This window comes from Micromonospora sp. NPDC048868 (genome assembly GCF_043198195.1).
Lineage (GTDB): Bacteria > Actinomycetota > Actinomycetes > Mycobacteriales > Micromonosporaceae > Micromonospora > Micromonospora reichwaldensis.
Genome location: NZ_JBICUN010000002.1, coordinates 12,785 through 25,237, shown reverse-complemented (window position 1 = coordinate 25,237; position 12,453 = coordinate 12,785). Strand labels below are relative to the sequence as shown.

Annotated in this window: 9 protein-coding genes; 5 read left to right on the top strand and 4 right to left on the bottom strand. The window is 73.3% G+C overall.

All coding sequences use genetic code 11. The annotated features are described in order from the left end of the window. Positions 1-11: 11 nt before the first annotated feature. From ACGFNF_RS03035 to ACGFNF_RS03020, 4 genes are all read right to left on the bottom strand, one after another. Positions 12-2,486: an AAA family ATPase gene (locus ACGFNF_RS03035; RefSeq protein WP_393165375.1), complete on the bottom strand. Its 2,475-nt coding sequence runs from the start codon at positions 2,484-2,486 to the stop codon at positions 12-14. Next, the gene (locus ACGFNF_RS03030; protein ID WP_357580561.1) at positions 2,486-3,634 is read right to left on the bottom strand and encodes an exonuclease SbcCD subunit D; all 1,149 of its coding nucleotides are present in this window, start codon (positions 3,632-3,634) and stop codon (positions 2,486-2,488) included. Before ACGFNF_RS03030 ends, ACGFNF_RS03035 begins: the two co-directional genes overlap by 1 nt. 133 nt (positions 3,635-3,767) lie before the next feature. Further along, on the bottom strand, positions 3,768-5,522 hold the full coding sequence (locus ACGFNF_RS03025) for an ATP-binding protein (protein WP_327030916.1): 1,755 nt from the start codon (positions 5,520-5,522) through the stop codon (positions 3,768-3,770). A gap of 138 nt (positions 5,523-5,660) precedes the next feature. Further along, positions 5,661-6,413 carry a pyrimidine reductase family protein gene (locus tag ACGFNF_RS03020; protein ID WP_393165372.1) on the bottom strand — a complete coding sequence of 251 codons (753 nt, stop codon included), beginning with the start codon at positions 6,411-6,413 and terminating at the stop codon, positions 5,661-5,663. 150 nt (positions 6,414-6,563) lie between these two features. On the opposite strand from ACGFNF_RS03020, the gene ACGFNF_RS03015 reads away from it, so the two are divergent. From ACGFNF_RS03015 to ACGFNF_RS02995, 5 genes are all read left to right on the top strand, one after another. Continuing rightward, positions 6,564-7,109: a plasmid pRiA4b ORF-3 family protein gene (locus tag ACGFNF_RS03015; RefSeq protein WP_393165370.1), complete on the top strand. Its 546-nt coding sequence runs from the start codon at positions 6,564-6,566 to the stop codon at positions 7,107-7,109. A gap of 485 nt (positions 7,110-7,594) precedes the next feature. Then, positions 7,595-8,887, top strand: a complete 1,293-nt coding sequence (locus ACGFNF_RS03010; RefSeq protein ID WP_311411505.1) for an extracellular solute-binding protein — start codon at positions 7,595-7,597, stop codon at positions 8,885-8,887. Between the two features lie 156 nt (positions 8,888-9,043). Beyond that, a complete protein-coding gene (locus tag ACGFNF_RS03005) occupies positions 9,044-10,015 on the top strand; it encodes a sugar ABC transporter permease (protein ID WP_311411504.1) in 972 nt (323 codons plus the stop codon). An 11-nt stretch (positions 10,016-10,026) separates the two neighbouring features. Then, a complete protein-coding gene (locus tag ACGFNF_RS03000; RefSeq protein WP_311411503.1) occupies positions 10,027-10,869 on the top strand; it encodes a carbohydrate ABC transporter permease in 843 nt (280 codons plus the stop codon). Beyond that, on the top strand, positions 10,866-12,299 hold the full coding sequence (locus ACGFNF_RS02995) for a GH1 family beta-glucosidase (protein WP_393165367.1): 1,434 nt from the start codon (positions 10,866-10,868) through the stop codon (positions 12,297-12,299). The genes ACGFNF_RS03000 and ACGFNF_RS02995 overlap by 4 nt, the downstream gene beginning before the upstream one ends. Positions 12,300-12,453: the final 154 nt, after the last annotated feature.

Here is a 12,453-nt window from a genome sequence, read left to right as displayed (position 1 = left end):
CGGGGCCCCGCTCACCGGCCGGTCCGCTCGACGCGCGCCGACCGGGCGTCCTTGCGGACCTCGAAGCGGACCGGGATGCGTTCGGCCAGGGCCGGCACGTGGGTGACCACCCCGACCATCCGGTCGCCCCGGGCGGCCAGGCTCTCCAGTGTGGCGGCCACGGTGTCGAGGGTGGCCGCGTCGAGCGTGCCGAAGCCCTCGTCCAGCACGATCGACTCCAGGCTCGCCGCCGTCGTGGACAATCCGGCGAGCTGCTCCGACAACGCCAGCGCCAGCGCCAGCGACGCCTGGAAGGTCTCGCCGCCCGACAGGGTGCGTACTCCCCGGCGCAGCCCCGCGTCGTGGTGGTCGACCACGAAGAACTCGCCCTTGTCGTGCACCAGGTCGTACTGCCCGCCGGAAAGCTCCCGCAGGATGCCCGAGGCGCCGTCGACAAGCAGGTCCAACGCCTCGGCGAGCAGCCACCGCTCGAAGTTGTTGGCCCGCAGGTGCCCCGCGAGGGCCCGCGCCACCTGCGCCTCGCGCTCGTAGCCGGCCCGCTGCTCGCGCAGGTCACCCGCCTGCTCCCGGCGCCGCTCCAGCTCGCGCAGGTCGGCCTCGGCCCGTTCCAGGGCGCGGTCGGTGGCGCGTAGCGGATCGTCGGTGGGCGGCAACCCGGCGGCGGCGAGGAAACCCGCGATGCGCTCGCCGACGCCGGCGGCCACCGCCTCGGCCTGCGCCACCGCGGCGGCCCGCCCGGCCCGCTCCGCGCGGCGGCGCCCCGACTCGTCGCCGGCCCATCCGGTCAGGGCGGCCCACGCGGCGCCCAGGTCCTCCCGGTCCGCCGTCGGCGGCCCGAACCGGGCCAGCCCGTCGCGGGTCGCGTCGAAAGCCCGCCAGGTCGCCCGCAGCCGCTCCTCGGCGGCGTCCACGGCCGCCCGGGCCCGCCGGGCGGCGTCCCGGCCGCCCCGCACCGCCGCCGCCGACTCCTCCAGCGCCCGGCGCAGCCGCGCGTGGTCGTCCAGCTCGCGGCGCAGCACCGCCGGCTCGGCCGCCCCGGCCAGCTGGTCGTCCAGCTCGGCCAGCCGGGCCTGCACCTGGTCCTGCCGGGCCCGCGCGCGCAGCAGCACCCGCTCCAGCTCCCGGGCCGCGCCGTCGCGCTCCTGCACCACGGACTGGGCGGCCTTGCTGGCGGCCCGCGCCGCCCGTCCCGCCGCCGTCGCGGCGGCCACCGCCGAGTCGGCCGGCACCGCCGGCACCGACGCGACGGTCTGCTCGCAGACCGGGCAGGCGGCCCCGGCGCGCAGGTGCGCGCGCAGCGCCACCGCCTGGTCGGTCGCCTTCGCCTCCTCGTGGGCGCGGAAGGCCGCCTCCAGCTCCGCCTCGGCCCGCTCGGCCGCCGCCCGCGCCTCGGCCAGCGCCGCCACCGCCGCGCCGTGCTCGGCCTGCGCCCCGGTCACCGCCGCGCGGACCGCCTCCGCCTCGCCGGCCAGCTTCTCCCGATCGGTGTACGCCCGCAGCAGCAGCCGCAGCGCGCTCTCGTCACCGGCGGCGGCCAGCTCGCCGCGCAGCTTCTCCTCCCGCTCCTCGGCCAGCGACACGGCCGTCGCCGCCTCGTCCGCGCCGGCCCGCGCCGCCGCGACCGCCCGGGTCACCTCCGCCACCCCGTCCGGCGCGCGCACGGCGGCCAGCACCGCCAGGTCGGCGTCGAGGGCCGCCAGGGCCGCACCCGCCTCCCGCGCCGTCGCCCGGGCGGCCTCCAGCTCCGGTACGGCGCCCGCCACCGACCCGGCCAGCTCCCGCATCCGGTCGACCTGCCCGGTCGCCGCCTCCAGCGCGGCGTCGTCGACGCCGGTGAGCCCGGCGAGGGCCTGGTCGACCGCCTCCAGCTTCGCCTCGGCCTGCGCGGCCCGTGCGGTCGCCCGCTTCTGCACGTCCTCGTAGACCCCGAGGCCGAGCAGGTTGACCAGGATCTGCTGCCGGGTGGCCGGCTTGGCGTGCAGGAAGTCCGCGAACTGCCCCTGCGGCAGCACCACGCAGCTGGTGAACTGCTCATACGGCAGCCCGACCGCCTCCAGCACCGCCTGCTCCATCTCGGCGGGGGTGCCGGCCACCACCTCGCCGAGGTCGTCGGGGCTCAGCCCGGTGTCGAGCTTGGTCACGTCGAAACCGGCCGGCATCAGCTGCAACCCGGCGTTGGCCGTCTTGACGTTGCCCCGGCCGTCCCGGCGGACCACCCGGGTCGCCACGTAGCGGGAACCGGCGGACTCGAAGACCAACCGCACCCGCGCCTCCGTGGCCGACGGCGCCAGGGCGTTGCCCAGCCCTCGGGTCCCACCCCAGCGGGGCACCGTGCCGTAGAGGGCGAAGCAGATGGCGTCCAGCACCGTCGACTTGCCGGAGCCGGTCGGCCCCACCAGCGCGAAGAAGTCGGCGTCGGTGAAGTCGATAGTGGTCTCGTCGCGGAAGACGGTGAAGCCCGCCATGTCCAGCCGCATCGGCCGCATCAGTGCTCGACCTCCTCGAAGAGCTCGTCGAAGAGCTCCCGCACCCCGTCGTCGGTGTGCCCCCGGCTGTCGAGGTAGTCGGCGAAGAGTTGCCGGGGCGAACGGCCCGCCCGCTGCGCCACCCGGGTGCCGCTGCCCGGGGCGGGCAGCAGCTCCGGGTCGATCCGGATCTCCAGGGCCTGCGGGAGCAGCTCCTGCACCTCCTCGCGCAGCCCGGCGCGCGGCTGCTCCCGGACGTACACGCGCAGCCAGGCGTCCGGCACCTGCATCTCGGCGAGCTGGGCCAGCGTGCCCCGGACCGTCCGCAGCGTGGTGGCGGCGGTCACGGGCACCTCGCGTACCTGCGCCGCCGTGGTCGCGGTGACCTCGACGACGGTCACCGACGGCACGTTCTCCTGCTCGCCGAAGTCGACCGCCAGCGGGCTGCCGCTGTAGCGGATCGGGCAGGGGCCCTGCACCCGCTGCGAGCGGTGCAGGTGGCCCAGCGCCACGTAGTGCGCCGTGCCCGGGAACACGGTCGCCGGCACCGCGTAGCCCAGCACGGTGTGCGCGTCGCGCTCCCCGCCGCCCGTGGTCGCGCCCACCACGGTCAGGTGGGCGGTGACCAGGTGCACCCGGTCCGGCTCGGTGAAGCTCTCGGTCAGCCGGCCCAGCACCCGGCCCAGGTGGTCGGCGTACGTCTGGGTGGTCTCGGCGGCGGTCAGCTCGTACATCTCCACGGCGCGGATGGCGTAGCGCTGGGAGAGGAACGGCAGCGCGGCCAGCCGCCAGCGCTCCCCGCCGGCGGTGGTGCCGTCGATGACGTGCTCGTCGGGGTTGTCCCGGACCCCGCCGCGCAGGGTGATCCCGGCGGCCTCGGCCCACGGTCGCAGTGCGTCGAGGGCCTGGCCGTTGTCGTGGTTTCCGCCGATGGCCACCACGTCGGCGCCGGTGCGGCGCAGCGCGGTCAGGGCCCGGGTGACCAGCCGGGTGGCCTCGGGCGTCGGGGCGGCGGTGTCGTAGAGGTCACCGGCGACGATGACCAGGTCGGGTGACTCGGCGCGGGCGACGTCGATCACGCCGGCCAGGACCCGCTTGTGCTCCTCGGCCCGCGACTGCCCCTTGAGGACCTTGCCGACGTGCCAGTCGGAGGTGTGCAGGATCTTCACGGTGCCGACCTTTCGTTCGCGACTGCGGGGCTCACTCGCTGCGCTCGCTCACTCCTCGCGCTCACCGGTGCCAGCCTTTCGTTCGCGACTGCGGGGCTCGCAAGCTCACTCCTCGCGCTCACCGGTGTCTCCCCTAGAAGGGGATGTCGTCGTCGGAGGTGCCGCCACCGGAGCCGACGACGGCGAACGGGTCGACGGACTGGGTGATCGACCGGAGCGTCTCGGACGGGGCGCGGCCGGCCTCGGAGACCCGGGTGGCCCAGGCCGGGAACGGGAACTCCAGGCAGAGCGGCACCGGGATGTCGGGCTGGTTGACGAACATCGTGCCCGGCTTGGCCAGCAGCGCGCGTTGGCGTTGGGCGGGCGGCAGGAAGCCGTACTCCGGGCGGGACGCCTCGGCCGGGTCGAGCCGGCCCACGACCCGGATCGCCGAGTTGGTGACGATCCGCCGCTCCACCTCGCTCGCCGTCTGCTGGGCGCCGACCAGGATCACCCCGAGCGAGCGGCCCCGCTCGGCGATGTCGAGCAGCACCTCCTTGATGGGGGAGGAGCCCTCACGGGGGGCGTACTTGTTGAGCTCGTCGAGCACCACGAAGAGCAGCGGCTTGGCGGTGCCGGCCTTCTCCTTGCGCTCGAACTCGCTCTTGAGCGTCACGCCGACCACGAACCGCTGCGCGCGGTCCGGGAGGTTGTGCAGGTCCACCACGGTGACCTGGGCGCTCTCGGCGGTGTTGATCGAGTGCGGGCGGCGGGTGGCCAGGTCGCCCCGGATCAGCCGGGACAGGTCCTTCTTGCTGCCGATCAACCGCCGGGCGAACGCGTTGACCGTGCCCAGCCCGACGGCGCTGCCCGCCCAGTCGGAGCGGGTCTCGTCGTCGTTGAGCTGCTCGACGACGTGGTCGACCAGGTCGGCGTACGAGCCGAGCCGCACCCCGTCGATGCTGATGCCGCCGTCGGCGGGCTGCGCGTGCCGGGCCAGGTGGGCGGTGACCGAGTGCACCACCATCGTGTATTGCTGGCGTTCGTCGTCGGCGTCGGCGAACACGTAGGGCAGCAGGCGGTCGGCGCAGAACTCGCTCAGCGTCCAGTAGAAGCTGTCCACCCCGGTGAGGCGGCTGCTCACGTCGGGCGTGCCGGAGGAGTCGCCCACCCGGGGCGGGGCGTAGACCCGCACGTCCGGGAACGCGCCGGCCGCCAGGCCGAGCTTCGCGTACGCGGCGCGGGTGGGGTCGTCCAGCCGGGTGTTGGGATGGTCGAGGAAGAGCAGGTCCTCGCCCTTGACGTTGAAGATGAGCGCCTTGGCGTTGACGGCGTCGCCGCCGAGCACGCCGGAGCGGAAGACCGAGTAGAGCAGGAAGGTGGCGAAGCTCGTCTTCGTGGCGACCCCGGAGATGCCGGAGATCGACACGTGCGCGCCCCGGCTGCCGTCGAGGAAGTCGGCGTTGAGGTAGACCGGCACCCCGTCGCGGCCCATGCCCATCGGGATGCGCCGCTCCATCCGGTCGAAGTGCAGCGCCCGGGCCCGGGCGTCGCCCTCGGCGCGGTGCACCACCGCACCGGGCGACGGCGGCACGTAGAGCTCCGGGTCGACGCGGGTCGTGGTGATCTCGGCGGCCTCCTGCACCTGCGCGGGCAGCGTGCCGTCGGCGATGGCGAAGACGTCGGAGTCGAACTGGGCGCCCTCGTGCCGGGCGCGGACCTGGGTGACCACCCCGGCGATCGTCACCGGCTCGCGGTCGGGCAGCTCCCGCCGGGTCACCACGACGTCGTCGAGCTGGAGGTAGCTGTCGGGGGAGACCGCGGTCCAGAACTGCAGGGGGGTGGCATCGGCGGTGCCCAGCACCCGGCCGACCACCTCGCCCGGGCCGTCGAACCCGTCGTCAGTCATCGGGCAACTCCGGTCGGCTGGTCGTCGCGGTCGGGGCACACGCCCTGCATCCTGCCCGAGGAGTACGACACGTTGCCACGCGACGCGGCGGACGCCACCCCGCCATCGGCGCCCGTCAACCGCAGGGTGCCCGCCCGGTCACGGTCGGTCGCGGGCGTAGCGGAGCATGAGCATCCCGTCGGCGGCGGCGAGCACGTGGCGCAGCGGCAGGTGGCGTACGTCGCTGGCGTCGCCGGCGGTGATCCGCCCCGGGCCCGCCCCGGCCAGCAGCGGGGCGACGGTGAGGCAGACCTCGTCCACGAGGTCGGCGGCGGTGAGCGCGCCGAACAGCTGCGGGCCGCCCTCGCAGAGCACCTGGCCGAGGCCGCGGCGGCGCAGCGCGGCCAGGCCCGCCGCGAGGTCGACCCGGTCGTCGCCGCAGCGCACCACGTCGGCGACCCCGGTCAGGCCGGGCGGTGCCACGGCGTCGGCCCGGGTGAGCACCACGGGCCGCACCGGCGCGTCGGCGAACGCGGCCTGCGCCGGGTCGAGGTCGAGCGAGCCGGAGACGACGACCAGCGTCGGATACTCGGCGAGCCCGTGCTCGCGGCGCCACGCCCGGCGCCGCTCGTTGAGGCGTACCGCCCGGTAGCCCTCGTGCCGCAGCGTGCCGGCGGCCACGAGCAGGGCGTCGCAGAGCATGCGCAGCAGCCCGAAGACGCGCTTGTCCGCCTCGCCGGAGAGCCCGGCGGAGTAGCCGTCGACGGAGACACCGCCGTCCACGCTGGTCACGAAGTTCATCCGCAGGTGGGGGCGGCCGGAGCGGCCGTAGAGCGCGGTGAGCGCGGCGTCGTCCAGCGGTCGCGCCGACGCCTGCGGCCAGAGCGCCGAAATCGGGATTCCGACGTTCATTCGCCGGCCGGACCGGTGACCGGAGGGGTGGGTCGGGGGGTACGGTGCTGGCAGTCGCACCAGTTCCGCCCCGGACAGTCGTCGTGCCGCCTGGCCCGGCACGCTCGGCAGATCATGCCCGCAGCCTATGCCGAGGAAGGATGGGACAGCATGCCGCGTCAGATCTTCCAGCTGAAGATTTCCCTGGCCGGGGTCCGGCCGCCCGTCTGGCGCAGGGTGCTCGTCCCGGGCGGCTACACCCTCGACCGGCTGCACCGGGTGGTGCAGCACGCCATGGGCTGGCGGGACTGCCATCTGCACTCGTTCGAGATCGAGGGCCGCCAGTACGGCGCGCCCGATCCGGACGGCGAGCTGGCCCTGCGCGACGAGTTGGACGTCCGCCTCGACGCGGTGCTCGGCAAGGGCAGTCGCTTCCACTACACGTACGACTTCGGCGACTGGTGGGAGCACGACCTGGTGGTGGAGGACGCCTGCACGGCCGATCCGGACGAGCGGTACCCGTCCTGCCTGGACGGCGAGCGGGCGTGCCCGCCCGAGGACGTCGGCGGCCCGGCCGGCTACCACGCGCTGCTGGCCGCGCTGGCGGATCCGGCTCACCCCGGGCACCGGGAGGCACGGGACCGGGTGGGCGACCGGTTCGACCCGGTCGCCTTCGACGCGGGCCGGGCCGGCACCCTGCTGCGCCGCTTCTGCTGAACAGCCCCGCCGCTGAACCCCTGCGCCGCCCTCGCCGCGCGGCCCTGCCGCCGCCGCTGAACCGCTTCGGCTGAGACGCATTCCGGCCGCCTCGGCTGAGACGTGTTCCGGCCGCCTCGGCTGCGGCGCGTGCCGGCCGGACTCAGGGTGCGCGACGGGCCGCTCAGCGTGTCCTCCGTCCGCGCCCGGACGTGCTGAACCGTTTCAACGGGGCGGGTGCGCAGGTGGCGCCGCCCGGCGGGTCGGCCCGCGACGTGCGGCAGTCGGGTCGTACGCACACGCGGTAACGATCTGGGAACGCTCCCATAGGCCTATTGACACCTCCGACACCCGCCGGCAATCTCATGGGAGCGCTCCCGCGAACGTGGCACGACTCACCCGCGCCCCGCTCCGGACGTCGACCGCCGGCCCCGACCGGTGCCGACGGCGCGTACGGCACCCCCCACCACACCCAGTCAGCCTCACCACCGAAAGAGGGGTCTCCGATGAGCCTCACCACGCGGCGTACCCGCATGGCGGCTGCCGCCCTGGCCGCGATAACCGCCATCGGCGGTCTCGCGGCCTGCGGCAAGGACGACGACGCGCCGGCGGCCGGCGAGAAGCCCGCCAAGCTGGTCGTCGACACGTTCGGCGAGTTCGGTTACGACGAGATCATCAAGCAGTACGAGAAGGACACCGGCATCAAGGTCGAGCTGCGCAAGACCGCCCAGCTCAACGAGTACCGGCCGAAGATCGTGCGGGCGCTCGCCACCGGCAAGGGCGCGGCCGACGTGGTCGCCCTGGAAGAGGGCATCCTCAACGAGTTCAAGGCCAACCCGGCCAACTGGGCCGACCTCGCTCCGCTGGTCTCCGACCACAGCAAGGACTACCTGCCCTGGAAGTGGGAGCTGGGCAAGGCGCCCGACGGCCGGCTGATCGGCCTGCCGACCGACGTCGGCAGCCTCGCCGTCTGCTACCGCCGGGACCTCTTCCAGGCGGCCAAGCTGCCGGTCGAGCGGGACCAGGTCGCGGCCCTCTGGCCGGACTGGAACGCCTTCATCGAGACCGGCAAGAAGTACCGCACCGCCACCGGCAAGGGCCTGCTCGACTCGGTCACCACCGCCGCCAGCGCGGTGATGTTCCAGCAGGGCGGCGACCTGTTCTACGACAAGGACGACAACGTCGTCGCGGACAAGAGCGCGGCGGTGAAGACCTCCTGGGACACCGCGGTCGCGATGGCCGACGCCAACATCACCGCCGAGACGGCCACCTGGTCGCCGGAGTGGTCGGCCGGCTTCAAGCAGGGCACCTTCGCGGCGACCTTCTGCCCGTCGTGGATGCTCGGGATCGTCGCGGACAACTCCGGCCCGCAGAACAAGGGCAAGTGGGACGTCGCCCCGGTGCCCGGCGGCGCCGGCAACTGGGGTGGCTCCTGGCTCGGCGTGCCGACCCAGAGCAAGTACCCCAAGGAGGCGGCGAAGCTCGCCGAGTACCTGACCAACGCGCAGAGCCAGGTGGCGGCGTTCAAGCTCAAGGGCCCGCTGCCGACCAACCTGGAGGCGCTGAAGAACCAGGAGTTCCTCGCCTACACCAACGAGTACTTCAACAACGCGCCGACCGGCAAGATCTTCGGTGAGAGCGTCGCCAAGATCCAGCCGCTGCACCTCGGCCCGAAGCACCAGGCGGTGAAGGAGAACGCGTTCGAGCCGGCGCTGCGCTCGTACGAACAGGGACAGGCCACGAAGGACAAGGCCTGGGAGCAGTTCGCGAAGGACGCCAAGACGCAGGGCGCCTTCTGACCCACCTCGTCGCCAGGTGGCGTCCGGGTCCACGCACCCGGACGCCACCGGCGCCGTCCCCGTTCCGCCCCGGACGCCATCGGCGCCGTCCCGTTTTCGCGTAAGAGCGCCTGGGCGTCGGCGCGCGCCCGTGCCGACGCCGGGAAAGGACCCCGCATGAGCCTCTCGGCCACGACGGCGCCGCCGTCTCCCGCCGCACCGCCACCCCGCCCGCCCGCGCGGCGCCGGTCCCGGTCGCACTCGCTGACCCGGCTGGACCTCAAGTACTCGCCGTACCTCTACATCGCGCCGTTCTTCGTGGTCTTCGGCATCTTCGGGCTCTACCCGATGCTGCGGACCGCCTGGATGTCCCTGCACGACTGGAACCTGATCGGCGAGCACAGCTTCATCGGGTTCGACAACTACGTCGCCCTGGTCAAGGACGAGTACTTCTGGAACGCCACGCTCAACACCTTCGGCATCTTCCTGCTGTCGACCATCCCGCAGCTGCTGCTCGCCCTGTTCCTGGCGAACCTGCTCAACCGCACCTTCCTGCGCGCGCGCACGCTGTTCCGGATGGCGATCTTCATGCCGAACGTGGTCTCGGTGGCCGCCGTGGCGATCGTCTTCGGCATGCTCTTCCAGCGCGACTTCGGCGTCATCAACTGGCTGCTGAGCTTCGTCGGGATCGACGCGGTCGACTGGGACGCCGAGCGCTGGAGCTCCTGGACCGCCATCGCCTCCATGGTCAACTGGCGGTGGACCGGCTACAACACCCTGATCCTGCTCGCGGGCATGCAGGCCATCCCGCGCGACCTGTACGAGGCGGCGGCGCTCGACGGCGCCAGCCAGTGGAAGCAGTTCTGGCGGATCACCCTGCCGATGCTCACCCCGACCTTCGTCTTCGTGGTGATCCTCTCCACGATCGGCGGGCTCCAGCTCTTCACCGAGCCGCTCGTCTTCGCCAACGGCAACATCATCGGCGGCGACCAGCGCGAGTTCCAGACCCTGGCCATGTACATGTACGAGCTGGGCATCGAGAACCTCAACACCGCCGGCTACGGCGCCGCGGTCGCCTGGGCGATGTTCCTGATGATCGCCCTCGTATCGGGGATCAACTTCCTGCTCGTCCGCCGCACGGTGAAGTGAGGAACGCCCAGATGAACTCGGCATCCCGGCGCCTGTGGCGCACCAGCCCGCTGACCTACGTCGCGCTCGTCCTGGCGACGCTGTTCTCGATCTACCCGTTCTACTACATGGTGGTCATCGCCACCCGCAGCCTGGACTCGATCAACGACGTCCCGCCGCCGGTCACGCCGGCCGGGTCGTTCGGCGACAACTTCGGCCGCGTGCTCGACAACGACGCGGCGAACTTCCTCACCGGCCTGCTCAACTCGGTGATCGTCTCCGGCATCGTGACGGTCTCCGTGGTGATCACCGGCTCGCTGGCCGGCTTCGCCTTCGCCAAGCTGCGTTTCCGGGGCCGCAACGCCCTGCTGCTGACGATCATCGTCACCATGATGATCCCGACGCAGCTCGGCCTCATCCCGCTCTGGGGCATGATCCAGGACCTCAACTGGTTCGACACCCTCTACGCGGTGACCGTGCCGTTCCTGGTCAGCGCGTTCGGCGTGTTCATGATGCGGCAGTACGCCACCCAGGCCATCTCCGACGAGCTGATCGAGGCGGGCCGGGTGGACGGGGCGAGCACCTTCCGCATCTACTGGAGCATCGTGCTGCCCGCGCTGCGGCCGGCCGCCGCCGTGCTCGGCCTGCTGACGTTCATGGAGACCTGGAACTCGTTCCTGTGGCCGTACGCGGTGCTCACCTCCGAGAACCCGACGCTCCAGGTCTCGCTGGCCTTCCTGTCGTACGCCTACTACACCGACTACTCGCAGGTGTTCGCCGCCACGGCGGTCGGCACTCTACCGTTGGTGATCGTGTTCATCGTGTTCGGCCGCCAGATCGTGGGCGGCATCATGGAAGGTGCCGTCAAGTCGTGAGCAACCCCGCCAGCCCACCCGCCGTCGGTGTCGTCGAGGACCGTCCGCCGCTGACCTTCCCGCCCGGCTTCCTCTGGGGCGCGGCCACCGCCGCGTACCAGATCGAGGGCGCGGCGGCCGAGGGCGGCCGGACCCCGTCGATCTGGGACACCTTCAGCCACACCCCGGGGCGGGTCGTCGAGGGGCACACCGGTGACGTGGCCTGCGACCACTACCACCGGCTGGGCTCCGACGTCGCGCTGATGGCCGAGCTGGGGCTGAAGTCGTACCGGTTCTCGGTCTCCTGGCCGCGGGTACAGCCGGGCGGCACCGGCCCGGCCAACGCCGAGGGGCTCGACTTCTACCGGCGGCTCGTCGACGAACTGCTGGGGCACGGGATCGAGCCGTGGCTGACCCTCTACCACTGGGACCTGCCGCAGCCGCTGGAGGACGTCGGCGGCTGGCCGGCCCGGGACACCGCCGCGCGGTTCGCCGACTACGCCACGCTGGTCGCCGACGCGCTCGGCGACCGGGTGCGCTACTGGACCACGCTGAACGAGCCGTGGTGCTCGGCGTTCCTCGGCTACGGCTCCGGGGTGCACGCGCCGGGCCGCTCGGACGGCGCGGACGCCGTACGGGCCGGACACCACCTGATGCTCGGCCACGGCCTCGCGGTGCAGGCGCTGCGCGCGGCCCGGCCGACCGCCGAGGTCGGGGTGACGGTCAACCTCTACCCGGTCACCCCGGCCAGCGAGGCGCCCGCCGACGTCGACGCCGCGCGGCGCATCGACGGGCTGGCCAACCGCTTCTTCCTGGACCCGCTGCTGCGCGGGTCCTACCCGGCGGACCTGATGGCCGACCTCGCCAAGGTCACCGACTTCGGGCACGTGCGCGACGGGGACCTGGCGACCATCTCCACCCCGCTGGACGTGGTCGGCGTCAACTACTACAGCCGCCACGTCGTGGCCGCGCCGGACCCCGACGCCGAGCCGGAGCCGTACTGGCGGGCGCCGTCGTGCTGGCCGGGCAGCGAGGACGTCCGGTTCGTCACCCGGGGGGTCCCGGTGACCGACATGAACTGGGAGATCGACGCCCCCGGCCTGGTGGAGACGCTGCGCCGGGTGCACGAGGAGTACACGGACCTGCCGCTCTACGTCACCGAGAACGGCTCCGCCTTCGTGGACGAGGTGGTCGACGGGCAGGTCGACGACGCCGACCGGCTGGCGTACTTCGACGCCCACCTGCGGGCCGCGCACGAGGCGATCGAGGCCGGGGTGCCCCTGCGCGGGTACTTCGCCTGGTCGCTGATGGATAATTTCGAGTGGGCCTGGGGCTACACCAAGCGGTTCGGGATGGTCCACGTCGACTACGACACCCAGGTCCGCATCCCCAAGTCCAGCGCCAGGTGGTACGCCGAGGTGATCCGACGCAACGGTCTGGCCGCACAATAGGCCAGGGCCAGCCATCAACGGGCGGCCCCGGGGGCCCCCCCCCCCGGGGGGGGGCGGGGGCGGGGCGCCCGCGGGGGGGGGGGCCACCCCAAACCCCCCCCCCCCCGGGCGGGGGGGCCCCCCCCCCCCCCCCCGCCCCCCCCCCCCCCCCCGC

What these genes read in the sequence shown, in the direction of transcription:
- ACGFNF_RS03000 (WP_311411503.1), top strand. Translation starts at nt 10,027, where the DNA reads ATGAACTCGGCATCCCGGCGCCTGTGGCGCACCAGCCCGCTGACCTAC.
- ACGFNF_RS03010 (WP_311411505.1), top strand. Translation starts at nt 7,595, where the DNA reads ATGAGCCTCACCACGCGGCGTACCCGCATGGCGGCTGCCGCCCTGGCC.
- ACGFNF_RS03005 (WP_311411504.1), top strand. Translation starts at nt 9,044, where the DNA reads ATGAGCCTCTCGGCCACGACGGCGCCGCCGTCTCCCGCCGCACCGCCA.
- ACGFNF_RS03025 (WP_327030916.1), bottom strand. Translation starts at nt 5,522, where the DNA reads ATGACTGACGACGGGTTCGACGGCCCGGGCGAGGTGGTCGGCCGGGTG.
- ACGFNF_RS03020 (WP_393165372.1), bottom strand. Translation starts at nt 6,413, where the DNA reads ATGAACGTCGGAATCCCGATTTCGGCGCTCTGGCCGCAGGCGTCGGCG.
- ACGFNF_RS03015 (WP_393165370.1), top strand. Translation starts at nt 6,564, where the DNA reads ATGCCGCGTCAGATCTTCCAGCTGAAGATTTCCCTGGCCGGGGTCCGG.
- ACGFNF_RS03035 (WP_393165375.1), bottom strand. Translation starts at nt 2,486, where the DNA reads ATGCGGCCGATGCGGCTGGACATGGCGGGCTTCACCGTCTTCCGCGAC.